Source organism: Azonexus sp., from assembly GCF_047638095.1.
Classification (GTDB): domain Bacteria; phylum Pseudomonadota; class Gammaproteobacteria; order Burkholderiales; family Rhodocyclaceae; genus Azonexus.
Genome location: NZ_JBLJBW010000001.1, coordinates 62,782 through 86,316, shown reverse-complemented (window position 1 = coordinate 86,316; position 23,535 = coordinate 62,782). Strand labels below are relative to the sequence as shown.

The window sequence follows — 23,535 nt, the reverse complement described above, 5'->3', positions numbered from 1 at the left end:
TGGCGCATTGTAGATTTTTTGGCGCAACAGAACGTAGTGAAAATGTGATCCGCAACAATTTTTAAGTAAACCCGCACGATGCGAATTGATTTAGCGGCCACGACCCATTACCCTAGACACTTCCCGCAACCCCTGCCAAACGAGGTAACAAAATGGCCGAACAAACCGCTGCCAGCAAAGAAAAATTGGTATCCGACCTGAAAGTCGTGATTTCCGATACCGAAGAACTCCTGCGTGCCACGACCGGCGTTGCCGGCGAAAAAGTGAGCGAGTTGCGCGAACGCCTCGGTGTGCGCCTGCGCGATGCCAAAGAACGCGTGCTCGATCTGGAACAAGCCGTCGTCGACAAGACCAAAGCCTGCGCCCGCGCCACTGACGATTTCGTGCATGACCAGCCGTGGAAAGCCGTCGGCGTCGCCGCCGCGCTGGGCCTGGCACTGGGTGTGCTGATCGGCCGACGTTAAACGTGAGCGCCACGCCTGCGAGCGAAGACAAGCCGGACGCTGCCGCGCGTTCCGGCGGTCTCTTTGCTTCCCTGAAAAATCTGCTGCTCACGCTGCTCAGCACTGGGCGCACGCGAGCCGAGTTGCTCGTGGTCGAAATCGAGGAGGAAAAATTCCGCCTCATCGGCCTCTGGATGCAGGCCACCGGCATTGCTTTCTTGCTCGCTCTTGGCGTCATCATGGCCGTATTCAGCTTGGCACTGGCCTTCTGGGAGCAGCGGGTGCAGGTGTTTGGCGTTTTTGCGGCGGTTTTTTTCATCGCTGCCTTCTGGCTGGCCTTTTCTTTGCGCCGCCAGGCACGTAAACCCAGCCGCCTCTTCCAAAGCAGCCTGGCTGAACTGGAACAAGACATCAGCCAGTTGCAGGACGAGGCATGAACGAAAAACGCCTCTTGCTGGCCGTGCGCCGAGGCCAACTGACGGCGCGCATCGCCGCCCAGCGCACGGCCTTGGCCGAACACAGCCAAGCCGTGAAAAGCATTTGTGCAACAGGCGATCAAATCGGCCACGCCCTGCACTGGCTACGCCAACGCCCGCTCGCCGTCGGTGCTGGCGTGGCCTTGCTGGCGGCGGCACGGCCCCGGCGCAGCTGGCGCTGGGCAAAGCGCGGCTTTTTCATGTGGCGCGGCTGGCAGGCGCTACGTAGCGGCTTTAACGCCCTGCGCTAAGCGTGAGCGGCCCCCCTGAATCGCCCCCCGTTTGGTGGCGGCAGCTACTCACGGCACAGCGGCGCGAAATGCGCCGTATCGTTACCGATGCCGCCGCCGTGCGCGGCATCATGCCTTTGTTGATGAAACCGCGTAACGGTCAATCCTGGACTGCTGATGAACGCGCGGAACTGATCCGCCACATGCGTCAACTGGCGCATTTGTCACCTTATCTCGTCTTGCTGTTGCTGCCCGGCTCGGCCTTGATTCTGCCTGCTTACGCCTGGTGGCTGGATCGACGGCGGCTCAAACGGCAGGACGATCGTCCGCCGGCGCGTGCCACGGAGCAACCTTAATCAGCAAAAGCATGCCGGGCAGAGCGAGCAGAAAGCACAGGGCGAAAAAGCCCACCCAGCCCATGTTTTCCACCAACCAGCCGGCACCGGCGTTGATCACTGTGCGCGGCACCGCCATCAAGCTGGTGAACAAGGCCAACTGGGTCGCCGTATACGCCGGATGCGTGGTGCGCGCCATGAAAGCAACAAACGCTGTCGTGCCCAGCCCCACACCAATGGCTTCGCTACCGATCACCAGCGCCAGCAGAATCAGGCGTGCCGGCGTCGATTCTGCCGCCCCCACCCAGGCCAGCCCGAGAAAACCCAATATGGTCACTGCCTGGACCACGCCAAATACCCACAAGGCACGGTTGATGCCCAACTTGAGCATCCATACCCCGCCCAGAATGCCGCCCGCCACTGCCGGCCACAAGCCAGCATTCTTGGCGATGATGCCAATTTCCGTCTTGGTATAGCCCATATCCAGGTAAAACGGCGTAGCCAGCGCGGTGCACAAGGAATCGCCGAGCTTATAAAAGAAAAGAAAGGCCAGTACCAATAGGGCCGATTGTGTTCCATGCCGGCCGAAGAATTCGCGAAACGGCTCAACGACGGCCTCGCGCAAGCTACGCGGGGTGCCACCGGCGGCCGGCGGCTCGCGCACGCTCAGAGTCATCAGCAGGCCAGGCACCATGAACGCTGCCGTAATCATGAAAACCTGGCTCCACGGCAGGTGGTCGGCCAAGATCAGCGCCAGCGAGCCCGGCACCAAGCCGGCAATACGGTAGGCGTTGACGTGAATGGCATTGCCCAAGCCCAATTCGACATCCGGCAGAATTTCCCGACGAAAGGCATCGAGCGCGATATCCTGGGTTGCGGAAAGAAAGGCGAGCACGGCAGTCAAGGCAACGATCAGCGGCAAATCATCGCGCGGCGACAACTGTCCCAGCCAGGCAATGGCTGCCAGCAAGCCAAGTTGGGAGACGAACATCCAGCTGCGCCGCCGCCCCAGCCAGGGCAGGATGCCGTAGCGGTCGAGCAACGGTGCCCAGAGGAACTTCCAGGTGTAGGGAAACTGGATCAGGGCAAAGGCACCGATGGCGCGCAATGACAAGCCCTCGGTTTTCAACCAGGCGGGCACCAGGTTGAGCAGCAAATACAGCGGCAGGCCCGAGGCGAAGCCGGTAAAGATGCAAATCAGCATGCGCCGATTGAGCATCGCGTTCAGCCAGGCAGGCATCAGGAATTACGCGTCAGGCGATACACGGCGAGACTGCCGAGAAAGTTCAGATCGCGCGCAGCATCCGCCACCACCACCTGCCCGGCTTCGTCCAGAACCTGGCGCTCGACCACGGTCAGCCCCATCTGGGCGCACAGCGCTTCAAAATCGAGCAGGGTAAAAAAGCGTACGTTGGGCGAGTCATACCACTGATAGGGCAGATCTTCGGAAACCGGCATGCGCCCGTCGAGCACCGAGCGCAGGTTCTTCCAGTAGGCAAAATTGGGAAAGGACACCACCGCCTCGCGCCCAACGCGCAGCATCTCGCGCAAAATTGCCTCGGTGTGGCGCACGGTTTGCAAGGTGCGCGACAAAACGACGTGATCAAAAGACTGGTCGGCAAAATCCTGCAAACCATCTTCCAGATTGCTCTGAATCACGTTCACGCCATTTTTGATCGCCGCCAGCACGTCGCTTTTATCGATCTCCACCCCCCAACCCAGCACCTGTCGGCTGTCGATCAGGTGACGCAAAAGCGCCCCGTTGCCACAACCGAGATCGAGCACACGGTGGCCCGGTGCCACCCAGCTGGCAATGACATCAAAATCGGCGCGACCCAGAGCATTGGTCATAGCGTGATGTTCCTGAGAAAAGCATCGACCAGCGCGTGGTAATACGCGTCTTCCATGAGGAAAGAGTCGTGGCCGAAATTCAGATCGATTTCTGCGTAAGACACTTGCCGTCCATTGGCCAGCAAAGCGGCAACGATTTCGCGCGAACGAGCCGGCGAAAAGCGCCAATCCGTAGAGAAAGAGGCGACAAAAAAATTGGTTTGCGGGTGCGCCCGCGCCATGGCCTGCACGAAATTCCCGTTGTCCAGACGCGCCGGATCGAAATAATCGAGCGCTTTGGTCATCAAAAGATAGGTATTGGCGTCGAAATAACCGGCAAATTTATCGCCCTGATAACGCAGGTAAGACTCCACCTCGAACTGCACGTCGTAATTGAAGGTAAAGCGATCGTGGCGTAACTCTCGGCCGAATTTCTCGCCCATCTGGTCATCCGAGAGATAGGTGATATGGCCAAGCATGCGCGCCAGTTTCAAACCGCGCACCGGGCGCACGCCATATTCGTAGTAATGGCCGCCGTGAAATTCCGGGTCCGTCAGGATCGCCTGGCGCGCCACATCGTTAAATGCGATGTTCTGTGCCGTCAGCTTGGGAGCAGAAGCGATGATCAAGGCATTGCGTACCCGTTGCGGATGCGAAATCGTCCAGCGCAGCGCCTGCATACCGCCCAGACTGCCGCCCATGACCGCCGCCCAAGCGTCGATACCGAACAAATCCGCCAAACGCGCCTGGGTTTCCACCCAATCACTCACCGCCACGATGGGAAAATCTGCGCCCCAGGGCTTACCGGTGGCCGGGTTGAGGGTGGTCGGGCCGGTCGAGCCGTGGCAGCCGCCAAGATTATTCACCCCGACGATGAAATAACGATCCGTATCGAGCGGACGCCCGGGGCCGACGATGTTGTCCCACCAGCCCAGGTTATCCGGCTGATCGGCGTAATGGCCGGCAAGGTGGTGATGCCCAGAAAGTGCATGACACACCAAAATGGCATTGGACTTGGCAGCATTCAAGCTGCCATAGGTTTCCACGGCCAGATCGTAAGCCGGCAGCGTGGTACCGCTGCGCAGCGTGAGCGGCTGCGCGAAATGAAAATGTTGTGCTTGGACGACACCAACCGATTGTCCCGGCATGCTGATTCCTAAAACAAAAAACCCAGTTGCACCAACGTGAACTGGGTAGCCCCCGTTTTAGCTGTATTTGGCAAGCGCCCGCAATCTGAGTCCAAATCGGCGCCCCGGCCCGGCCGGATCGCGAGAAAGATACGATCGAGAACGGTAAAAGTCAAATTCTCAACAATCGGCAGCGGCTTTGTTAGAATCGCCGTTTTTCCATCGCCCCTGCGGAGTCACGCCCGTGATCGAACAGCGCAAACACCAACGCATTCGCTTCAGCGAGCCGCCGCGCGTGCAAATCGGGTTTGCCGGACAAAGCGGCGTGGGCAGTCTGGAAAATCTTTCCATTTCCGGCCTCATGCTGCGCACCGATGTGCCGCTGACCACGCACGGCACCGCCGGTTGCGAATTTTCCCTGTTCGGCTCGCCGGTGGTCGATGTTGCCGTCAGCATCCTGAACTGCCTGGGCGATCTATATGGTGCGCGTTTTCGCATCGGCCTGATCAACCCGGTCTTGATCGAAGACGCCATGCGCGAAGCCCTGGTGAGCGGCAAAGCCTCTGCCCTCTCGGTGCACGATCTGGGCGGGCGCAAGGTGATGCGTATCAGCGGCGGCTTGAATGGTTCGCTGCGCAGCGATTTCATGCACGCCATCACCCGCGTCGGCATCGACCATATCGATCTTTCCGGCGTCAGCCAGATCGACTCTGCCGGACTCTCACTCTGCCTGGTTGCCACCGAACACCACGGTGCGGTGATCAGCGAGCATTCGGCCTGTTCCGAAAAGGCCTGGCAAGACACCCAAAAGCCCGGCTGAAACCTGCCGTCCGCGGGTGCACCGCTAGCCGGCGCGCTGCGCCTGACCACGCATGACCACCCCTTCCAGCCAAGCCAGATAAGGCTCACGCGGTGCCACCGCCTGACCAAAAGCATAGCCAATGCCCTGTTCGCGCAAGGCGTCCAGGCTCGGTGCCGCATCGACATCGCCGGCAATGGCGGGAATGCCGTGTTCGGCGGTGATATCGAGAATGGCGCGTAACAAACCCGTCAAGGAATGCGAACCGGGCAGGCTGCGTGTCAGACTGGGGCTGATGTGCACATAGCTGGGGGAAAGTGTGTGCAACAAGGCAAACGAGGTGCTGCCCGCGCCAAAGCGCCCGAGGGCGATCTGGCAACCGAGGCCGCGCATCTGTTGCGCAAACGCCATGACCCGGCTCGTCTGCGCGCTCGCCAAGGCTTCATCGAACAAGAAACACAAACCATGACCGCGCATTCCCAGCGCCGCCAGACGCGCCGCAATAAAATTCGCCGTTGCTGCACTCGCTACCGCCTGTGCCGACAAGGGCAACAGGCAGCACAGTTGCCCCGCCTGATGCTGACTGCGCGCCAAAAGATCAAATGCCGCCATCAGCAGATAGTGATCGTAAGCCTGCGCCACCCCCTGCCGTTCCGCCGCTTCGAGCAGCATGGAATAGGGGGGGGACGCCGCGGCGGTATTTAGGCGCTGGGTCAGCAGGCAAAGCTTGACGACCGTTTCTTCTGCGCGCAGACAGTGGATCGGAATCGCTTCGATACGCAGCTGATTTTCTGCCAGCGCCCGCCCCAGATGCTCGCTCCAGAGCGGCACGCCAGGGGCGCGCATCGGTGTTCCCGCCGGCAAAAGACTTTCAGCGATGCCCTGGGCCTGCGGCTGACGCGCCGCCAGACAGGCGGCATCGCTGCGCACCAGCATTTCCTGAGCATCTGGCGCGGCCGCCGAAGCCTGGGTCAAGCCGACATAGGTCGTGATGCCAAAAACCTTGTCTTGCCAGATGAAACGGTGGGCCGCCACCCGCTTGCACAGCTCCTGCGCCAGTTGGCGGGCCTGTGCTGGCGTGGCCCCCGCAAGAATCAAGCCGAATTCATCCCCGCCCAGGCGCCCCAGGCAATCCTGCGGGCGCAACTGGCGCTCAAGCAACTGCGCCAGCTGGCGCAATAACTCATCCCCCGCCCGATAACCGCAGCTTTCATTGACATGCTTCAAGTGGCTGATGTTGATCTGCAGCAGACAAAACGATTCGCCCCCGGTCTGCAGGGCGGTGAGCGCACGCTGCAGGCATTCTTCGAATTCGCGCCGATTCACCAACCCGGTCAAAGGATCATGGCGCGCCTGGAAAACGAGTTGCGCGGTGGCCTCTTCGATGCGTTTCTGCAAAATGCGGTGCGCTTCTTCCGCGTGTTCCGCCATGTCATTGAAACCGGCTTCCAGCACCCCCAGTTCGCCACCAGAATCGGCCCGCACCCGCGTCGTCCATTGCCCCGAGGACATCGCACGCGCCGCCTCCACCAGACGCTGCAGCGGGCGTACGATTTTCTGGGCAAGCAGCCTGGCCGACAAGCCCATCACACCCAGCACCAACAAGAGCGCCAGCGCGCCATGCACCAGCAAGGTGTGGCGACGTTCCCTGATCGGTGCTTTATCCAGTTCGATGAACACCTGCCCCACCCGCTCGCGACTGCCGTCGACCACGAAACCCGGTAAATCGAGCGCCACCCGGCCGCTATCGACACTGCGCACGACCGGCGCGGAGAACGCCAGCCATTGCACTTCATCCACCACCGCTTCAGGGCCATTCACGCTACTTTGCAAAACCTCCGCCGACAGCGAAATACGTCCACTGGCGGCCAAAGTGCGGCCTTTGGCATCGACGATCAAAACACCTTTTACCCCATCTTCCGCCCCCGCCGCCCGGGCCAGAGACTGCAGATACTCACGTTGCCCGGCGATGATGGCGTATTCACTGATCGGTGCCAGATAGCGCACGATGGACAGCCCTTTGCTGCGCATCTGCTGCTCCAAGGCGTCCAAGCCGGTCAAGGAAAAATAAGCGATCAACAGCAACGTCAGCAAAGCGCTGGGCAAGAGCGTCAGCAGAAAAAGTTTGTGGCGAAAGCTGACAGAATTCATCGACAGACTCAAAAAGGAAAATCAGGGGCGACGCCGCCGGGCGGTGTCCAGATGCTCGCACAGGCGTTGCGTGCCGTCGAGAATGCGCGCCGTATGGCGCTGCATGATATCCGGGTCGATATAAAACAAATTATCGCGCACCACCGCCGTCATAGCCGACCATTTGCTCCAGTCATCCAGCCATTGCGGGCGGATGCCGCCTTTTCCCGTCGCGATGATCGCCTCCGGATTCGCCGCCACCACCGCCTCCAAACTGACGCGCGGTGCCATGGCGGGCAGGCTGCCAAAAATATTTTCACCGCCGCACAAACGTATGGCATCGCTGATGATCTGTGTTTTACCCACGGTCATGAGCGGAGTTTTCCAGATTTGATAAAAGGTGCGTACCTTGGGTTTATCTTGATATGCGGCCTGCAGCGCCGCCAAGCGCTGACGAAAATCTTGCGCCACCGGCCGGGCAATGGCTTCACTGCCGGCCAGTTGGCCATAACGTTCAATTTGGCGGGCCACGTCCGACAAATTATTGGGCTGCGAGATATACACCGCAATGCCTAACTTACGCAGCTTTTCCACCTGCGCCATGTTGTTTCCACTCTCCCAGGCGATCACCAGATCGGGCTGCAAGGCCAGCACCGCTTCCAGATCGATGCGCGAATAGCCGCCGACACGCGGTATCTGCCGGGCTGCCGGCGGGTAATCGCTATAGTCCACCGTGCCGACGATTTTCTCACCGGCCCCTGCCGAGTACAGCACCTCCGTGATGTGCGGTGCCAAAGCCACAATGCGCTCTGCCGGACGCGCCAGACGCAGGCTGCGCCCGCTGTCATCGGTGAACCTCTGATCGGCCAGAACGGAGGCGCTGCACAAGGAAAACATCAAAAAGCACTTGAGCGCCTTAAACCGCATTTTTTTTCCAAATTTCAAGCGCCGCCTGTAAGCGCTGCCAGCCGCTTTCATCGCCCGGCAGACCGAAGCGCAACAAAGGCTGCGGCGCATAGTGGCGGGTCAAAATCGCCCGCTGGGCAAAAAACCTATGCAACGCCTCCGCCGCAACACTGCGCACGATGACGAACAAAGCGCTCGCCTCCACCTCGCCCAAGTCCGCCAACAGCGCGGCCAAACGCCTACTGTCCTTGAACAAGCGCTGCCGCGCCGTCATTTGCCAGGCGCTATCCTGCAAGGCCAGACGGGCAACCTCCCGGGAAGGCCCAGCCACCGACCACGGCCCCAGGCGCTGCGCCAACTGCGCACGGATTTTTTCTGCCGCAAAAACAAAACCCACCCGCACCCCGGCCAGGCCAAAAAACTTACCCAAAGAACGCAGCACGATCAAATTAGCTGCCGCTGCCGTTCCCGCCAAAGACGCCAGGCTTTCGGCCGGTACCGGGTCAATGAAGGCCTCATCGACAATCAGCCAGGCTCCGCGCGCCGCCAGCTTTTGCGCGGCAGCCAACAATTCAGTGCGCGGCAGCGCCCGGGCTGTCGGATTATTGGGGTTACACAACAACACATAGGGTGTTGCCGCCGCCAGCGCCCGGGCCAGGGTCGGCAATTCCCGCACCCGATGCCCGGCCCGCTGCCAGGCCTGTGGGTGTTCCTGATACAGCGGCCCCAGGCAGGCCACACTGGCCGGCGGAAACAACGTTGGCAACAACTGGATCGCCGCCTGCGATCCGGGCAGCGCTAAAAGCCCGGCATTGCCGTAGTAGCCGGCGGCAGCGTCCAGCAGGCCGTCTTCCTCCTCCGGCAAACGCTGCCACACGGCGGGCGGCAAGGCCGGCACTGGCCAGCCCTGCGGATTGATGCCGGTGGACAAATCCAGCCAATCCGCCAGAGCGATGCCGTAGGTCGCCGCCGCTGCACGCAATCGTCCGCCGTGTTCAAGCACGCCACACCCCCTGTACGGCGCAAAGCAGCGCACTCAGTACAAAAATGCTCAGCAGCCACAAGCCCAGGGTCTGCCCGACCAGACGGCTCGCCCGCAACACATCGGCCGCGCCCGGTGCGGCACCACAGCCCAGGGTAGGGCGCATTTCGGTGCGCCCGTGATACACCGCCGCACCGCCACAACACAGCCCCAGGCTCCCGGCGCCGGCGGCCATGACCGGGCCGGCGTTCGGGCTCTCCCACCGCGCCGCCTGCGTCCGCCAGCAACGTAAGGCCTGGCGCGTCTGCCCAAGCAGTGCGTAGCTCAAGGCGGTCAGGCGGGCCGGCAACCAGTTCAGGGCATCGTCGATACGCGCCGCACAACAGCCGAACGCATTGAAACGCGCGTTACGATAACCCCACATGGCGTCCAGAGTATTGGCCAGACGATAGAGCAAGGCCCCCGGCGCACCGGCCACGGCAAACCAGAACAAGGCACCGAATACGGCATCATTGCCGTTTTCCAGCACCGACTCCACCGCTGCACACGCCACACCCGCGGTATCGAGCGCAGCGGTTTCACGTGAAACGATCCACCCCACCTTCTGCCGCGCCAGGGGCAAATCTCCCGCCTGCAGCGGCAGCGCAATGGCTTCGGCGTGCTCGCTCAAGCTGCGCGCCCCCAGGCAAAAATACAGCACCACCACATCGAGCGCCCAGCGCAGCCCAAAAGACGCCTCATGGCGCACGACAAAAAGCAGCACGACACCGGGCAGCACCACCCAGCACCACGCCGCCACACCAGAAATCAGCGAGCGCCGATTCGCCCAGCCTTCGACCCAGTTCACCACACGGCCAAAGCCCACCAGTGGATGCCAGCGCCGCACTTCGCCCAGGCAACGATCGAGCAGCACCGCCGCCAAGGCAGCAAACGGCAGCGCAAAATACTGTTCTGCCAATGCGGCGGGCACCAGCGAATCACTCATCGTGGCGCGATACCCTGCGTCTGCAGCGCCGTTTGCACCGTCCGCACTTCTTGCGTCAGGCTTTCCCGCCCTTGCGTGTCGGCCTGCCCCCATTGATCGTAATAAATCAAATCCGCCAAGGGCAGACGTGGCAACCAGCCCGCCGTTTCCAATTCCGGTTTGTCGTAAAAATGGCTGACGTAACCGATGCACAGATAGGCAATCGGCACGATCTCTGCCGGCATCCCCAAAACCGCCTGCAGGGCCGGTTGATCGAAAATACTCACCCAACCCACGCCCAGCCCCTCGGCACGCGCCGCCAGCCACAGGTTTTGCACCGCGCAAACGCTGGAATACAAATCCATGGTTTTGATGTGCGTGCGCCCGATCACCACCGGCCCGCTGCGCGAACGATCACAGGTAATGCACAGGTTAATCGGCGCTTCCAATATGCCTTCCAGCTTCAAACGCCGATAAGTTTCGCGTTTTTCTTCGGCAAACATCAGGGCGGCTTCGTCATGCGCCTGGGCAAACAAACCATGCACCTGCGCTTTCACCTGCGGCTCGCGCACCAACAAAAAATTCCAAGGCTGCATGAAACCGACCGAGGGCGCATGGTGCGCCGCCATCAAGATACGCGCCAAAACCTCATCGGGCACCGCATCCGGCAAAAACTGGCCGCGCACGTCGCGACGGCTGAAAATACTGTGGTAGACCGCTGCGCGTTCGTCAGCAGAAAAAGCGTACTGGTTTTCCATGGATTCCCCTTCTGGAAAGACAACAGCACCCGTCCACGGTGCCTGACAAGGTCTCCCGGCCGGTCTTCTGACTTGGATTCACCCGAACGATGCGCCTTCCCGCTCACGCAGTGGCCTGTGCATCGCCCATCCTCCTTACAGCGCTGGGCACGTGGCGGATTTGCACCGCCTTCCCGATTCTCCTGCCAACCCTTCTCGTCAGCAGGCACCGTGAGACAAAAACCCGGAAATTTTCCGGGAGGGGTGATGCTAAAGGACGTTCGACATGCGGGCAAGCAACTCCTCAGCCAGTTTTCTTGCCAAGGCGAAATTGAGCAGCTCGTGTTTCATCATCGGCACCCTAGTTTTGCGCAAGGTAAGTATTCTGCCAGAGCCATTCAACAGGGATAATGACGATTTTTGCCAAGACGCGCACAGATGATCTCTAACGCCCTGATGGTGCAAGGCACCACTTCCGATGCCGGTAAATCGACGCTGGTGGCCGCTTTGTGCCGGATACTGGCGCGCCGGGGGCTGCGGGTGGCACCGTTCAAGCCGCAGAATATGGCGCTCAATTCGGCGGTGACGGTGGACGGCGGCGAGATTGGGCGGGCACAGGCGGTGCAGGCCTGGGCTTGCGGTTTGCCGGCGCACATCGATTTCAATCCGGTGTTGCTCAAACCGACCACCGACCGCCGAGCGCAAGTCATCATTCACGGCAAGGCGGCGCTCGATCTCGATGCACGCGCGTATCACGACTACAAACCACGGGCGATGGCGGCCGTACTGGAATCCTGGCAGCGCCTCACCGAACGCTACGATTATGTGCTGGTGGAAGGCGCGGGCTCGCCGGCGGAGATCAATCTGCGCGCGCGTGACATTGCCAATATGGGTTTTGCCGAAACGGTGGATTGCCCGGTGATACTCGTGGCCGACATTGATCGTGGCGGCGTTTTCGCGCACCTGGTCGGCACGCTGGAACTGTTATCGGAAAGCGAGCGGGCGCGCGTGCTGGGTTTTGTCATCAACCGTTTTCGCGGCGATATCGCCCTTTTGCAACCGGGTCTGGACTGGCTCTGCGCACGCACCGGCAAGCCCGTGCTGGGCGTTTTGCCTTATCTGCACGGTTTGACGCTGGAAGCCGAAGACGCCATTGCCAAGAACGAACTGGGCGGCAAAAGTGAAAAACGCCTGAAAGTCATCGCCCTGGCCTACCCACGCACCTCCAACCACAATGATCTCGATCCGCTGCGCCTGCATCCGCAGGTCGATTTTTCCTGGATCGGCCCGGGGCAAGCACTGCCGGCGGCCGATCTGATCGTGCTGCCGGGTTCGAAAGCCGTGCGCGCCGACCTTGCCTGGCTGCGCGAACAGGGCTGGGATACGGCGATTGCCCGCCACCTGCGCTATGGCGGCAAACTCATTGGCCTGTGCGGTGGCTATCAGATGCTGGGCGAGAATGTGGCCGACCCGCTGGCGCTGGAAGGTCGTGCCGGCAGCAGCCGAGGATTGGGGCATTTACCCCTCAACACCAGCTTAGCCAGCGAAAAACAGCTGCGTAACCTGAGCGGCACGCTCAATTTGCCCGGCGCACCGGCACTGCGCGGCTACGAAATTCACCAAGGCGTCAGCCAAATCACCGGCGCGCACGAACCCGCCATGCGGTTTGACGATGGGCGCTGGGACGGCCTTTTTTCTGCCGACGGACAAATCCTCGGCACTTACTGCCACGGCCTGTTCGATCACCCCGAGGCGCTCGCCGCACTGCTTGTCTGGGCAGGCGCAACAGGCATCGAGCCGGTCGACATCGCTGCCCGCCGTGCCGCGGATCTGGAACGCCTGGCCGATGCGGTAGAAACAGCACTCGACTGGGACAGCCTGGATTCTGCCGGGCGAGCGCACTGGCCGCTTTAATTACATTTGCATATTTTGTCGCAAGCCTGTGCTACCATCGCACATCCACGGAGAAACCCCATGTTCGATCCAAAAATTCTCGAAGATTTCGGCAACCGCATGAGCCACCTGCTCGCCAATTCACCGGCGCGCGATATCGAAAAAAACGCCAAAGCCATGGTCAATGGCCTGATTGGCAAGCTCGATGTCGTCACCCGAGAAGAATTCGACATTCAAGTCGAATTGCTGCGCCGCGCCTACGAACGCCTGGAAATACTGGAAGCGCGCATCCGCGCACTGGAAGAGGCGCGCGCCACCCCGCCCACGCAGGACTAAGCATGTCCCTGGCCGTCGCCTTGAGTCGCGGCCTAGAAGGGCTGGATGCGCCGTTGGTCACAGTCGAGGTGCATGCCGCCAACGGTTTACCCGCGCTGACCTTGGTTGGCCTACCCGATACCGAGGTGCGCGAGGCGCGCGACCGGGTGCGCGCTGCCATTCTCAACTCCGGTTTCGAATTCCCCAACCGCCGCCTTACCGTCAATCTTGCCCCGGCCGATTTACCCAAGGAATCCGGGCGCTTCGATTTGCCGATAGCCCTCGGCATTCTCGCTGCCAGCGGACAAATTCCGGCAGCGCGTCTGGCCGGTCATGAATTTGCCGGCGAGTTGTCGCTCTCCGGCGAGTTGCGCCCGGTGCGCGGCGCGCTCGCCATGATGCTGCACGCCAGCCGCGATGGCCGCTGCTTCATTCTGCCCGTGGCCAGCGCCGAAGAAGCCAGCTTGTGCGGCCAGGCCAATCTTCTCGCCGCACGATCTTTACTCGAAGTGTGCGCTCACCTCGTGGGCACCAAACCACTGGACGGACCGCGCCCGCAAACGCCGCAAAGTCCGCTGAGTTTTCCCGATTTAGCCGACGTGCGCGGGCAACATCAAGCGCGTCGGGCGCTGGAAATCGCCGCCGCCGGACGCCATTCCCTACTTTTGAGCGGCCCGCCGGGTACCGGAAAATCCATGCTCGCTGCCCGCCTGCCCGGCCTCTTGCCCTCCTTGAGCGAAGACGAAGCGCGCGAATCGGCGGCGATCCTCTCCCTCACCGGCCAGTTCGATCCCGCCCGCTACGGCGCACGCATTTACCGCAGCCCGCACCACACGGCCTCTGCCCCGGCCTTGGTCGGTGGCGGCAATCCGCCGCGCCCGGGGGAAATCAGCTTGGCGCATCACGGCGTTTTATTTCTCGATGAACTCCCGGAATTCGAGCGCAAGGTACTGGAAACCCTACGCGAACCGCTGGAAAGCGGACGCATCCACATCGCCCGCGCCGCCCGCCACGCCGAATACCCGGCGGCCTTTCAGCTAGTCGCGGCGATGAACCCCTGCCCCTGCGGCTACCTCGGGCAAGCGCGCTGCCGCTGCACGCCAGACCAGGTGGCGCGCTATCGCGGCAAACTCTCCGGGCCGTTTCTCGACCGCATCGACATCTTCGTCGACGTGCCGCCCCTGCCCGCTGCCGCACTCGTCGCCCCGGCCGATGGCGAAGATTCCGCCAGCGTTCGCCAGCGCGTGATTGCCGCCTGGGCGCGCCAATTGGCGCGGCAAAACAAAGCCAACGCCCTGCTCGCCGGGCGCGAAATCGACCGTTACTGCGCGCTCGATGACAGCGGTCAGACTCTTTTGCAACGCGCCGCCGAACGCCTGAAACTCTCCGCCCGTGCCTGGCACCGCATTCAACGCCTGGCGCGCAGCATTGCCGATTTGGCCGACAGTGATTCGATTCTTCCCGTACACTTGCGCGAAGCCATCCAATATCGCCGCTTTGGCAGCGACCTCTCTTCATGACCGCTTCTTCCCACGCGCGCAGCCTGGCCTTGCTCCTGGCGGCGTTATCGGCGATCGGCCCGTTCGCCATCGACACCTATCTGCCGTCCTTCCCGGACATTGCCGCCGGCCTGCAGGCAAGCCCGCTAGAAGTCCAGCAAAGCCTGTCCGCCTATCTTTTTGCGTTTTCTGTCATGACCCTATGGCATGGCGCGATTGCCGACCGCTTCGGGCGACGGCGGGTAATCTTGTTCGCCCTCGGGCTCTTTGCCTGCGCTTCCCTCGGCTGCGCCTTTGCAAGCAGTATCGAACAGCTCTGGTTCTGGCGCGCCATGCAAGGAATCACCGCCGGGGCCGGCATCGTTATTAGCCGCGCCATCGTGCGCGATTTGTACGACGGCGCGCCCGCCCAGCGGCTCATGGCCCATATCACCATGATGTTTGCGCTCGCCCCGGCACTCGCCCCCTTGATCGGGGGCTGGCTGCAAACTTTCTGGGGCTGGCGTTCTATTTTTCTCTTCCTGGTGGGCGCAACCGCCCTCCTCCTCTGGGGCAGCTATCACCTGTTACCGGAAACCCTGCCGCCGGAAAAGCGCCAGTCCTTGCGCCCCAGCTATCTGCTGCACAGCTACCGCAAGGTTTTCGGTTCTCCGCGTTTTCTTCTGGCAAGCCTGGCTTTGTCTTTGAATTTCAATGGGTTTTTTCTCTACGTCCTGTCTTCGCCGGTTTTTCTCATGCAGCATCTCAAGCTGCCGGAAACGGCCTTTCTCTGGCTCTTTGGCCCCGGCATGGCCGGCTTGATCTGCGGTTCATGGTTGGCCGGGCGACTCGCCGGAAAAATTTCTGCCGGCCGCTGTGTGCTCTACGGCCACCTCGTCATGGCGAGTGCCGCGCTGCTCAATCTAGGCCTCAGCGCTTTTTTGCCGCCGGGACTGCCGTGGAGCGTTTTGCCCATCCTCATTTACACCTGTGGCATGTCGCTCGCCATGCCCAGCCTGACCCTCTTCGCCCTTGACCCCTTCCCGGAGCAACGCGGCCTGGCAGCGTCTTGCCAGACTTTTTTCCAGTCTGCGACCAATGGCGTCACCGCAGCATTGCTGGCGCCGCTCTTATGGGGATCGACCTGGACCCTGGCGCTTGGCATGGCGGCCATGCTCGCTGCAGGCAGCCTGGCCACCGTGGCACACCATCGCCTGCAGCGCAACTCAGCTTTGCTGCCAGGGTAGTCCACGAAAACGCCAGCCAGCCTGTGTGCCACGGTGAAAATCATCGTCGAGCGGGCCTTCAAAGCCCTCGGTCACATTGATGACCTGGGTAAAACCGGCAGATTCCAGCACCAGAGCAGCGTCCACCGAGCGGTTACCACTACGGCAAATGAGCAATACCGGACGCGTCAAATCCCGTTTCACCAAACGCACCACCTGTTCGGCAAAATGCCGATTCACCTCCCAATCCGGCGCTTCCTGCCAGGCGACATGCTCCGCGCCGACCGGGTGGCCGACGTACATATGCTCGATTTCGGTGCGGCAATCGACCAGCACCGCTTCCGGATGCGCAGCGAGAAAAGCGTGGGCAGCGCTGGGGTCGAGATTCAACATGCAGAGCCTCCACACTCGGCAAACGGCATCACGCCAGATCGGAACAGGGGATGAAGAAGGTCTGACATCGCGGGAATGAAGGGTTGCGGGGCAGACATTATCGCCCGCGTCACCGCCCGTCGTCACGGGCAGTTCATCGGCACTGGCAGCGCGCGCCAGCGCCGGATAGGCCGTCACCCGCTCGACGGGCTGCGCTGCCGACATAGCCAGAAAGCGCTCGCGCGCCGCTGGCGGCTGAGTAATCAGCTAAAATCAGTCCGAAAAGGAGGGCTTATGCCTACAATCAGCATGTTCTACGGCATCTTGGTAGCAATCATGTTCGAAGACAACAACCGCCACAACTTGCCGCACATTCACGTACGCTACTCCGGGCAGAAGGCGTCTGTTGCTATCGACGACGGTAACGTGTTGGCGGGAAGCATTCCACCCAAGCAACTGAAAATGGTGCAAGCCTGGATTGAAATCCACAAAGATGAGTTGTTCGCTAACTGGGAGCTCGCTCTCGCTGGTGAACAGCTTTTCCGGATTGCGCCACTGCAATGAGGAGCGCGACATGAACATCCTGTTGGATGTGGTTCGGGTCGATGCAAAGCCTGATTACACCTTGCTTCTGGAGTTCGAGAACGGGGAGAAACGGGTATTCGATATGACCCCTTTAATGGACAAGAAGCCTTTTGTCCAACTGAAAAACTCGCCTCTCTTTACGAAGGCAACCGTTGATTACGGCACCGTCGTTTGGCCAGGAAATATCGATATTGCACCTGAAACACTCTACGATCGGTCTCTTCCGGCCTGACTTTAGCAAGCGCAGGCTGAATTTGGCGTGGATCGATCGATATATTGGTTCGCAGGCGGACAGCGCGAATAACGGTACTTGGCGTGGCTGATCCGCCTTATTTCCGCCTTATTTCCGCCATTTTGCCCAAGGATCGCTGCTGCCGGTCGCCGCCTGCCGCCCTGGTGTCGTAGCGCCGGCACCGCCTGAACGCGGCCTTCTTTCCTGATCGTGCTGCGCTGCTTTCCGGGCGCGCTTTTCCCGCAGCCGCTGCGCGTCTTCTAAACTCAATTCAGCAGGCGGCCCCGGCATTTCCCCCGGTGGAATGATGCGCTCGCGCGGCGGCAATTCAAATTGCGCCGCCGAGGCCCGGGGCAGGCTCTTGAACTGATAAAGGTAGAAGGCTTCGACCTTCTCCCGCGCCCAGTCGGTTTTCTTGAGGAACTTGACGCTCGATTCAATGCTCGGCTTGGTCTTGAAACAATTGATGTTCAAGTAGGCGAACAGGATGTCGAAGCCGTAGTGCTGGGCGAGCTCCGTGACCAGCTGTTTCAGGCTGACGCCGTGCAGAGGGTTGTTGCCGTAGTTGATTTCCTCAGTCATGGGGGGCTCCAGACAGATGATTTACAACAGCGGGGCCAGCCAGCGCTCGGCTTCCCGGGTATCCATACCCTTGCGCCGCGCCCAGTCTTCCAACTGGTCGCGGGCGATTTTGGGAATGGCGAAATATTTCGCACCAGGATGCCCGATGAAAAACCCGGAAACCGCAGCCGCCGGCGTCATGGCGCAAGACTCCGTCAATTCCATGCCGATGGCCGGCGCATCGAGCAAGGCAAACAGCGCACGTTTGGCGGTGTGATCCGGGCAGGCGGGGTAGCCTGGCGCAGGGCGGATGCCGGTGTACTGCTCGGCAATCAAGGCGTCATTATCGAAATTTTCATCCGCAGCATAGCCCCAGTAACGCGTGCGCACCTGGTGATGCAGCCATTCCGCGGTGGCTTCGGCCAGACGATCGGCCAATGATTTAAGCAAGATGCCGGAATAGTCGTCGTGGCTTGCCGTAAATTCGGCGAGCTTATTTTCAATCCCCAACCCCGCCGTCACGGCGAAGGCACCAATGTAGTCTTCTTCGCCGATGTAATCGGCCAGCGACTGATTGAAGCGCCCTGGCGGTTGCTTGATCTGCTGACGCAAGCCAACCCAGCGACTCGCCTCGACGGCCCGGCTCTCATCGGTATACAACACGATATCTTCATCCTCACCGCGCGCCGCATACAGTCCAAACACCGCGCGCGCGGTGAGCCAGCGCTCACTGACGATTTTCTCCAGCATTTGCTGCGCATCTTGAAAGAGTTGTCGCGCCGTTTCGCCGACCACCTCATTTTCCAGAATCGCCGGATAACGCCCCGCCAGATCCCAAGCCTGAAAGAAGGGTGACCAGTCGATGAAGGCCAGCAGTTCCGCCAACGGCACATCGAGTACATGCCGCCCCAAAGCGGCCGGGCGCACCGGCGTATAGGCTGCGTTCCACGTGAAACGATTGGCGCGCGCCTCGGCCAAGGTGACCAGCGTCGCGCCCTTGCGCCCGGCGTGTTCGGCGCGCACTTTCTCGTAATCGGCGGCAATTTCTGCGAGATAAGCGGTTTTTTGTTCGGCCGACAAAAGTTTCGTCGCCACCCCCACCGCGCGCGAAGCATCCGGCACATAAACCACCGGGCTGTCCGTATTTGCCGCAATCTTGATCGCCGTATGCGCACGGCTGGTGGTCGCGCCGCCGATCAAGAGCGGCAGGCTCAAACCTTGACGCTGCATTTCACCGGCCACATGCGCCATTTCTTCCAGTGAAGGCGTGATCAAGCCGGATAAACCAATCATATCCACCTGATGCTCGCGCGCCGCACGCAGGATGTTTTCGCACGGCACCATCACGCCCAAATCGATGATGTCGTAGCCGTTACAGCCCAACACCACGCCAACGATGTTCTTGCCGATGTCGTGCACATCGCCCTTGACCGTCGCCATCAGAATCTTGCCCTTGGCTCCCAGGCCGGAGCGCGCCTTTTCTTCTTCGATGAAGGGCACCAGATGCGCCACCGCCTGTTTCATGACACGGGCCGATTTCACCACCTGCGGCAGGAACATTTTGCCCGCCCCAAACAAATCGCCGACGTGGTTCATGCCGTTCATCAGCGGCCCTTCGATCACCGCCAGCGGCGGCTTGCCCTCGGCGGCCAGTTGCGCCCGGACTTCCTCGGTGTCGGCCACGACGTAATCGGTGATGCCCTTGATCAGCGCGTGTTCAAGACGCTTTTCCACCGGCAGCTCGCGCCAGGAAAGATCGGGGCCGCTGTCCTTGGCCTTGCCCTCCTTCACCGTCTGCGCAAACTCGACCAGCGCATCGCCCGCACCGGGGTGCCTGTTGAGCACCACGTCCTCGACCTTCTCGCGCAGTGCCGGCTCCAGATCGTCGTACACACCAAGCATGCCGGCGTTGACGATGCCCATGGTCATGCCCGCCTGAATCGCGTGGTAAAGGAAAACGGTGTGGATCGCCTCGCGCACCGGGTCGTTGCCCCGGAAGGAAAACGACACGTTGGACACGCCGCCGGAAATGTGCGCGTGCGGCAGGTTTTGTTTGATCCAGCGCAGCGATTCGATGAAATCGACGGCGTAGTTATCGTGCTCGGAAATACCCGTGGCGATGGCGAAAATATTCGGGTCGAAGATGATGTCTTCGGCGGGAAAACCGATGCCGGTCAGCAGTGCATAAGCGCGGGCGCAGATTTCCGTCTTGCGGGCGAAGGTATCGGCCTGACCTTTCTCGTCAAAGGCCATGACAATCACCGCCGCGCCGTAGCGCCGTGCCAGCCGAGCCTGTTCGAGAAACTGCGCTTCGCCTTCCTTCATCGAAATCGAATTGACGATGCCCTTACCCTGAATACATTTCAGCCCGGCCTCGATCACGCTCCACTTGGAGGAATCGAGCATGATCGGCACCCGCGAAATGTCCGGCTCCGAGGCAATCAGCTTAAGGAATTTGTCCATCGCGGCGAGCGAATCGAGCATCGCCTCGTCCATATTGATGTCGATCACCTGCGCGCCGTTCTCGACCTGCTGACGGGCCACCGCCAGCGCGTCGTCGAAGCGGCCTTCGAGAATCATGCGGGCAAACGCCTTGGAACCGGTGACGTTGGTACGCTCACCAACGTTCACATAAAGCGAATCCGGCAGCACGTTGAATGGCTCCAACCCGGACAGGCGCAGCGCCGGGGCGATTTGCGGCAGCGGGCGCGGCGTCACCGCCGCCACCCGCCCGGCCACCTCGCAGATGTGCTCCGGCGTGGTGCCGCAACAGCCGCCGACGATATTCACGATGCCGCTACGCGCCCAGCTTTCGATCTCCTCCGCCAGTTGCGCCGGGGTTTCGTCGTAGCCGCCGAAGGCATTGGGCAGACCGGCGTTGGGGTGAGCTGAGACATAGCAGTCACAGATCCGCGCCAGTTCCTCGACGTACTGGCGCAACTCCTTCGCCCCCAGCGCGCAGTTCAGACCGAAACTCAAGGGCTGGATGTGGCGCAGCGAATTCCAGAAAGCTTCCGCCGTCTGCCCGGACAGCGTACGCCCGGAAGCATCGGTAATCGTGCCGGAAATCATCACCGGCCAGCGCCGCCCGGCCTGCTCGAAAAACTGCGCAATGGCGAACAGCGCCGCCTTGGCGTTGAGCGTATCGAACACGGTTTCGACCAGCAGAATATCGGCGCCACCTTCGACCAGCCCGGCGATGGCGGCGCTGTAATCGACCACCAGTTCATCAAACGTGACGTTGCGGTAACCGGGATCGTTCACGTCCGGCGAAATCGAGCAGGTGCGCGAGGTGGGGCCGAGCACGCCGGCAACGAAGCGCGGCTTGGCTGGATTCTGCGCAGTGAATTCGTCGCACAGGCGGCGGGCCAGCGCCGCCCCTTCGCGGTTCAGTTCATGGACGACGCTTTCCAGCTTGTAATCGGCCTGCGACACGGCGGTCGAATTGAAAGTGCAGGTTTCCAGGATGTCGGCCCCGGCCTCCAGATAGGCGCGGTGGATGCCGCCGATCACGTCGGGCCGGGTCAGCACCAGCAGATCGTTGTTGCCCTTGAGGTCGTGCGGGTGCTCCGCGAAACGTGCGCCCCGGTAGTCTTCTTCTTGCAAGCCGTGGCGCTGGATCATGGTGCCCATCGCGCCGTCGAGAATCAGAAGACGTTGGGCAAGCAGGGCGTGCAGTTCGGCGGTGCGGTCGGGCTGGATCATGGTCATCTCGGCAAGGCGGCTGGCCGCAGCGCCAAAATATGAACGGCACTGCAAACCAAAGTGGGAACAGGGTTTGCGAGCGCCGTTGAAATATGCCGAGCCTGGCCCTCAAGTGTTCAAGGTCGCAGCGCCCCTCGGCAGAGCTGCGCAGTTTACCGGCAGATGTTCGGAAAGCCAAATATCGGCGCGGAAAATGACAGGGGCCGCACAGCGCGGCCCCCTACCATCGGCTCCGATCAGCAGATCAAACCGGCAAGGCCACCAGCGGATTGCCGAACATCGGGTCATCCTTTTGCGAGGCCAGGGCTTTCTGCAAATCGAGATTCATTGCAGCGGCGACACCTGCCCCGTAGGCCGGGTCGGCGGCATGGCAGTTGCGGATGTGGCGGAATTTGACGAATTCCGGCGCATCGCCCATGCCGCGCGCGGTGTTGCCGAACAGCGCTTCCTTCTGTTGCGGGCTCATCAACTGGAACAGCTTGCGCGGCTGCTCGAAATAGTTGCTGTCGTCCTTGTGAAAGCTCCAATGCTGCGCATCGCCGTTGATCTTCAAGGGCGGCTCGGCGAACTCGGGCTGCGCCTGCCATTGGCCAAAGCTGTTCGGCTCGTAGTGCGGCGCGCTGCCGTAGTTGGCGTCCACCCGGCCCTGGCCGTCGCGGTGGTTGCTGTGCACCGGGCAGCGGGCGGCGTTCACCGGAATCTGCTGATAGTTCACGCCCAGGCGGTAGCGCTGCGCGTCCGGGTAGTTGATGAGGCGCGCCTGCAGCATGCGGTCGGGCGAAACGCCAATACCCGGCACCAGATTGCTCGGCGAGAAGGCCGATTGCTCGACGTCGAGGAAGAAGTTTTCCGGGTTTTTGTTCAGCTCAAACTCGCCGACTTCGATCAGCGGGTAGTCGGCATGCGGCCAGACCTTGGTCAGGTCGAAGGGGTGGTAGGGCACCTTCTCGGCATCGGCTTCCGGCATCACCTGCACATACATCGTCCATTTCGGAAACTCGCCGCGCTCGATGGCTTCATACAGGTCGCGCTGATGGCTTTCGCGGCAGTGGCCGATGACTTCCGTCGCCTCGGCATCGCTCAGATTCTTGATGCCCTGCCGGGTCTTGAAGTGCATCTTGACCCAGAAACGCTCGCCGTCCTTGTTCCAGAAGCTGTAGGTGTGCGAGGAAAAGCCGTGCATGTGGCGGTAGCTGGCCGGAATGCCGCGATCAGACATGACCACCGTGATCTGGTGCAGGGCTTCCGGCAGGAGCGTCCAGTAATCCCAGTTGTTGGTGGCGCTGCGCAGATTGGTCTTGGGATCACGCTTGACCGCCTTGTTCAGGTCGGGGAACTGGCGTGGATCGCGGATGAAGAACACCGGCGTGTTATTGCCGACCATGTCCCAGTTGCCTTCCTCGGTATAGAACTTGAGCGCGAAGCCGCGAATGTCGCGCTCGGCGTCCGCCGCACCGCGCTCGCCGGCGACGGTGGTGAAACGAGCGAACATTTCGGTTTTCTTGCCGACTTGCTCAAACAGCTTGGCGCGGCTGTAACGGGTGATGTCCTGGGTCACGGTGAAGGTACCGAAGGCACCCGAGCCCTTGGCATGCATGCGCCGCTCGGGAATCACTTCGCGCACGAAGTTGGCGAGCTTTTCGTTGAGCCACACGTCCTGCGCCAGCAGCGGGCCGCGCGGGCCGGCGCTGAGGCTGTCGCGGTTGCTGCTGACCGGCATCCCGAAATCGGTCGTGAGCTGGGTGACGGGGCACTTCGTAGGTTTTTCTGACATGGCATCTCTCCTGTAAGCGTTAAAAATGCGGCCACCAAACCGCGCGAAATTCATCTTAATTCACCGGCAAGCAAGCGCCCATTGAAAATTCCCTATCGGGGAAATAGCCAGAAAAAATCCCGGCCAGCATCACCCGCACAGACCAAATCAGGTACTTTCGCGCTCCTGATTGGCCAGCGCCTTATCTGTAATTGCCTTGTAGAGATCCACGAGTTTGCCCGCCAGCCGCTGATATTGCGGGTGCTCGATGACCAAAGCCTCACTCTGCCTGGCTTCGCGCATGGACTCTTCGAGAAAGACAAGATCCGCATCGTTTAACAGCTCACCTCGATCCGCCCGCGTCTGCATCTCGAACAAACGCGGCAAGGTCTGTTTTTCCAGACGCTCGAGCAATACGGTCAACACCGCTTCATCTTTATCGAGTACGGACACTTT

General features: G+C 61.1%; 24 protein-coding genes and 2 riboswitches. Of the genes, 11 read left to right on the top strand and 13 right to left on the bottom strand.

What is annotated here, in order from left to right:
* Positions 1-152 precede the first annotated feature (152 nt).
* From ACM62Q_RS00450 to ACM62Q_RS00435, 4 genes are read left to right on the top strand one after another with little or no spacing between them, the layout of a single operon-like run.
* Entirely contained in the window at positions 153-464 is a 312-nt protein-coding gene (locus tag ACM62Q_RS00450) for a DUF883 family protein (RefSeq protein ID WP_415032998.1), read from the top strand.
* Between the two features lie 2 nt (positions 465-466).
* The gene (locus ACM62Q_RS00445; RefSeq protein WP_415032997.1) at positions 467-880 is read left to right on the top strand and encodes a phage holin family protein; all 414 of its coding nucleotides are present in this window, start codon (positions 467-469) and stop codon (positions 878-880) included.
* Positions 877-1,170 carry a YqjK family protein gene (locus tag ACM62Q_RS00440; RefSeq protein WP_415032996.1) on the top strand — a complete coding sequence of 98 codons (294 nt, stop codon included), beginning with the start codon at positions 877-879 and terminating at the stop codon, positions 1,168-1,170. The genes ACM62Q_RS00445 and ACM62Q_RS00440 overlap by 4 nt, the downstream gene beginning before the upstream one ends.
* 2 nt (positions 1,171-1,172) lie before the next feature.
* Entirely contained in the window at positions 1,173-1,505 is a 333-nt protein-coding gene (locus tag ACM62Q_RS00435; RefSeq protein WP_415032995.1) for a hypothetical protein, read from the top strand.
* Here ACM62Q_RS00435 and ACM62Q_RS00430 read toward each other — a convergent pair.
* The 3 genes from ACM62Q_RS00430 to metX are packed head-to-tail and all read right to left on the bottom strand — an operon-like array spanning position 1,456 to position 4,462.
* Positions 1,456-2,724, bottom strand: coding sequence for an AmpG family muropeptide MFS transporter (locus tag ACM62Q_RS00430; protein WP_415032994.1), 1,269 nt, complete (start codon positions 2,722-2,724; stop codon positions 1,456-1,458). The genes ACM62Q_RS00435 and ACM62Q_RS00430 overlap by 50 nt on opposite strands.
* Positions 2,724-3,335 (bottom strand): methionine biosynthesis protein MetW, encoded by a 612-nt coding sequence (gene metW / locus ACM62Q_RS00425; RefSeq protein WP_415032993.1) that lies wholly within the window; start codon positions 3,333-3,335, stop codon positions 2,724-2,726. The genes ACM62Q_RS00430 and metW overlap by 1 nt, the downstream gene beginning before the upstream one ends.
* Positions 3,332-4,462 carry a homoserine O-succinyltransferase MetX gene (gene metX, locus ACM62Q_RS00420; RefSeq protein WP_415032992.1) on the bottom strand — a complete coding sequence of 377 codons (1,131 nt, stop codon included), beginning with the start codon at positions 4,460-4,462 and terminating at the stop codon, positions 3,332-3,334. The genes metW and metX overlap by 4 nt, the downstream gene beginning before the upstream one ends.
* 223 nt (positions 4,463-4,685) lie before the next feature.
* Here metX and ACM62Q_RS00415 point away from each other — a divergent pair, with 223 nt between their 5' ends.
* Positions 4,686-5,261 carry a PilZ domain-containing protein gene (locus ACM62Q_RS00415; protein WP_415032991.1) on the top strand — a complete coding sequence of 192 codons (576 nt, stop codon included), beginning with the start codon at positions 4,686-4,688 and terminating at the stop codon, positions 5,259-5,261.
* A gap of 24 nt (positions 5,262-5,285) precedes the next feature.
* Here ACM62Q_RS00415 and ACM62Q_RS00410 read toward each other — a convergent pair whose 3' ends face one another.
* The 5 genes from ACM62Q_RS00410 to bluB are packed head-to-tail and all read right to left on the bottom strand — an operon-like array spanning position 5,286 to position 10,980.
* Positions 5,286-7,391: a diguanylate cyclase domain-containing protein gene (locus tag ACM62Q_RS00410; protein ID WP_415032990.1), complete on the bottom strand. Its 2,106-nt coding sequence runs from the start codon at positions 7,389-7,391 to the stop codon at positions 5,286-5,288.
* 21 nt (positions 7,392-7,412) lie between these two features.
* Positions 7,413-8,267, bottom strand: a complete 855-nt coding sequence (locus tag ACM62Q_RS00405; RefSeq protein ID WP_415032989.1) for a cobalamin-binding protein — start codon at positions 8,265-8,267, stop codon at positions 7,413-7,415.
* Between the two features lie 19 nt (positions 8,268-8,286).
* Positions 8,287-9,279, bottom strand: a complete 993-nt coding sequence (cobD, locus tag ACM62Q_RS00400; RefSeq protein WP_415032988.1) for a threonine-phosphate decarboxylase CobD — start codon at positions 9,277-9,279, stop codon at positions 8,287-8,289.
* Positions 9,272-10,243 (bottom strand): adenosylcobinamide-phosphate synthase CbiB, encoded by a 972-nt coding sequence (cbiB, locus tag ACM62Q_RS00395; RefSeq protein ID WP_415032987.1) that lies wholly within the window; start codon positions 10,241-10,243, stop codon positions 9,272-9,274. The genes cobD and cbiB overlap by 8 nt, the downstream gene beginning before the upstream one ends.
* Positions 10,240-10,980, bottom strand: coding sequence for a 5,6-dimethylbenzimidazole synthase (gene bluB, locus ACM62Q_RS00390; RefSeq protein WP_415032986.1), 741 nt, complete (start codon positions 10,978-10,980; stop codon positions 10,240-10,242). The genes cbiB and bluB overlap by 4 nt, the downstream gene beginning before the upstream one ends.
* A 39-nt stretch (positions 10,981-11,019) precedes the next feature.
* Positions 11,020-11,208, bottom strand: a riboswitch (cobalamin riboswitch).
* A 189-nt stretch (positions 11,209-11,397) separates the two neighbouring features.
* Here bluB and ACM62Q_RS00385 point away from each other — a divergent pair.
* The 4 genes from ACM62Q_RS00385 to ACM62Q_RS00370 are packed head-to-tail and all read left to right on the top strand — an operon-like array spanning position 11,398 to position 15,892.
* On the top strand, positions 11,398-12,873 hold the full coding sequence (locus tag ACM62Q_RS00385; protein ID WP_415032985.1) for a cobyric acid synthase: 1,476 nt from the start codon (positions 11,398-11,400) through the stop codon (positions 12,871-12,873).
* A 60-nt stretch (positions 12,874-12,933) separates the two neighbouring features.
* On the top strand, positions 12,934-13,188 hold the full coding sequence (locus ACM62Q_RS00380; RefSeq protein ID WP_415032984.1) for an accessory factor UbiK family protein: 255 nt from the start codon (positions 12,934-12,936) through the stop codon (positions 13,186-13,188).
* Positions 13,189-13,190: 2 nt separating this feature from the next.
* Positions 13,191-14,687, top strand: coding sequence for a YifB family Mg chelatase-like AAA ATPase (locus ACM62Q_RS00375; RefSeq protein ID WP_415032983.1), 1,497 nt, complete (start codon positions 13,191-13,193; stop codon positions 14,685-14,687).
* Positions 14,684-15,892 (top strand): multidrug effflux MFS transporter, encoded by a 1,209-nt coding sequence (locus tag ACM62Q_RS00370; RefSeq protein ID WP_415032982.1) that lies wholly within the window; start codon positions 14,684-14,686, stop codon positions 15,890-15,892. Before ACM62Q_RS00375 ends, ACM62Q_RS00370 begins: the two co-directional genes overlap by 4 nt.
* On the opposite strand, the gene ACM62Q_RS00365 is transcribed toward ACM62Q_RS00370, so the two are convergent.
* Positions 15,872-16,264 (bottom strand): rhodanese-like domain-containing protein, encoded by a 393-nt coding sequence (locus tag ACM62Q_RS00365; RefSeq protein WP_415032981.1) that lies wholly within the window; start codon positions 16,262-16,264, stop codon positions 15,872-15,874. The genes ACM62Q_RS00370 and ACM62Q_RS00365 overlap by 21 nt on opposite strands.
* A 75-nt stretch (positions 16,265-16,339) precedes the next feature.
* Here ACM62Q_RS00365 and ACM62Q_RS00360 point away from each other — a divergent pair, with 75 nt between their 5' ends.
* Together ACM62Q_RS00360 and ACM62Q_RS00355 are read left to right on the top strand one after the other, a co-directional pair.
* Positions 16,340-16,807: a DUF4160 domain-containing protein gene (locus ACM62Q_RS00360; RefSeq protein WP_415032980.1), complete on the top strand. Its 468-nt coding sequence runs from the start codon at positions 16,340-16,342 to the stop codon at positions 16,805-16,807.
* 10 nt (positions 16,808-16,817) lie between these two features.
* Positions 16,818-17,060 (top strand): DUF2442 domain-containing protein, encoded by a 243-nt coding sequence (locus tag ACM62Q_RS00355; RefSeq protein WP_415032979.1) that lies wholly within the window; start codon positions 16,818-16,820, stop codon positions 17,058-17,060.
* Positions 17,061-17,168: 108 nt separating this feature from the next.
* Here the strand turns inward: ACM62Q_RS00355 and ACM62Q_RS00350 are convergent, their stop codons facing one another.
* The 4 genes from ACM62Q_RS00350 to ACM62Q_RS00335 all read right to left on the bottom strand — a co-directional run bounded on the left by ACM62Q_RS00350 (position 17,169) and on the right by ACM62Q_RS00335 (position 23,532).
* The gene (locus ACM62Q_RS00350) at positions 17,169-17,642 is read right to left on the bottom strand and encodes a VF530 family DNA-binding protein (protein WP_415032978.1); all 474 of its coding nucleotides are present in this window, start codon (positions 17,640-17,642) and stop codon (positions 17,169-17,171) included.
* 21 nt (positions 17,643-17,663) lie between these two features.
* The gene (gene metH, locus ACM62Q_RS00345) at positions 17,664-21,323 is read right to left on the bottom strand and encodes a methionine synthase (RefSeq protein WP_415033026.1); all 3,660 of its coding nucleotides are present in this window, start codon (positions 21,321-21,323) and stop codon (positions 17,664-17,666) included.
* A 73-nt stretch (positions 21,324-21,396) separates the two neighbouring features.
* Positions 21,397-21,468, bottom strand: a riboswitch (S-adenosyl-L-homocysteine riboswitch).
* 102 nt (positions 21,469-21,570) lie between these two features.
* The gene (locus ACM62Q_RS00340; RefSeq protein ID WP_415032977.1) at positions 21,571-23,100 is read right to left on the bottom strand and encodes a catalase; all 1,530 of its coding nucleotides are present in this window, start codon (positions 23,098-23,100) and stop codon (positions 21,571-21,573) included.
* 147 nt (positions 23,101-23,247) lie between these two features.
* On the bottom strand, positions 23,248-23,532 hold the full coding sequence (locus ACM62Q_RS00335) for a hypothetical protein (RefSeq protein ID WP_415032976.1): 285 nt from the start codon (positions 23,530-23,532) through the stop codon (positions 23,248-23,250).
* Between the last annotated feature and the right edge of the window lie 3 nt (positions 23,533-23,535).

What these genes read in the sequence shown, in the direction of transcription:
- bluB (WP_415032986.1), bottom strand. Translation starts at nt 10,980, where the DNA reads ATGGAAAACCAGTACGCTTTTTCTGCTGACGAACGCGCAGCGGTCTAC.
- ACM62Q_RS00450 (WP_415032998.1), top strand. Translation starts at nt 153, where the DNA reads ATGGCCGAACAAACCGCTGCCAGCAAAGAAAAATTGGTATCCGACCTG.
- ACM62Q_RS00370 (WP_415032982.1), top strand. Translation starts at nt 14,684, where the DNA reads ATGACCGCTTCTTCCCACGCGCGCAGCCTGGCCTTGCTCCTGGCGGCG.
- ACM62Q_RS00430 (WP_415032994.1), bottom strand. Translation starts at nt 2,724, where the DNA reads ATGCCTGCCTGGCTGAACGCGATGCTCAATCGGCGCATGCTGATTTGC.
- cbiB (WP_415032987.1), bottom strand. Translation starts at nt 10,243, where the DNA reads ATGAGTGATTCGCTGGTGCCCGCCGCATTGGCAGAACAGTATTTTGCG.
- ACM62Q_RS00355 (WP_415032979.1), top strand. Translation starts at nt 16,818, where the DNA reads ATGAACATCCTGTTGGATGTGGTTCGGGTCGATGCAAAGCCTGATTAC.
- ACM62Q_RS00350 (WP_415032978.1), bottom strand. Translation starts at nt 17,642, where the DNA reads ATGACTGAGGAAATCAACTACGGCAACAACCCTCTGCACGGCGTCAGC.
- metW (WP_415032993.1), bottom strand. Translation starts at nt 3,335, where the DNA reads ATGACCAATGCTCTGGGTCGCGCCGATTTTGATGTCATTGCCAGCTGG.
- ACM62Q_RS00365 (WP_415032981.1), bottom strand. Translation starts at nt 16,264, where the DNA reads ATGTTGAATCTCGACCCCAGCGCTGCCCACGCTTTTCTCGCTGCGCAT.
- ACM62Q_RS00360 (WP_415032980.1), top strand. Translation starts at nt 16,340, where the DNA reads ATGAAGGGTTGCGGGGCAGACATTATCGCCCGCGTCACCGCCCGTCGT.
- ACM62Q_RS00340 (WP_415032977.1), bottom strand. Translation starts at nt 23,100, where the DNA reads ATGTCAGAAAAACCTACGAAGTGCCCCGTCACCCAGCTCACGACCGAT.
- ACM62Q_RS00375 (WP_415032983.1), top strand. Translation starts at nt 13,191, where the DNA reads ATGTCCCTGGCCGTCGCCTTGAGTCGCGGCCTAGAAGGGCTGGATGCG.
- ACM62Q_RS00385 (WP_415032985.1), top strand. Translation starts at nt 11,398, where the DNA reads ATGATCTCTAACGCCCTGATGGTGCAAGGCACCACTTCCGATGCCGGT.
- ACM62Q_RS00410 (WP_415032990.1), bottom strand. Translation starts at nt 7,391, where the DNA reads ATGAATTCTGTCAGCTTTCGCCACAAACTTTTTCTGCTGACGCTCTTG.
- ACM62Q_RS00380 (WP_415032984.1), top strand. Translation starts at nt 12,934, where the DNA reads ATGTTCGATCCAAAAATTCTCGAAGATTTCGGCAACCGCATGAGCCAC.
- metX (WP_415032992.1), bottom strand. Translation starts at nt 4,462, where the DNA reads ATGCCGGGACAATCGGTTGGTGTCGTCCAAGCACAACATTTTCATTTC.
- ACM62Q_RS00405 (WP_415032989.1), bottom strand. Translation starts at nt 8,267, where the DNA reads ATGTTTTCCTTGTGCAGCGCCTCCGTTCTGGCCGATCAGAGGTTCACC.
- ACM62Q_RS00440 (WP_415032996.1), top strand. Translation starts at nt 877, where the DNA reads ATGAACGAAAAACGCCTCTTGCTGGCCGTGCGCCGAGGCCAACTGACG.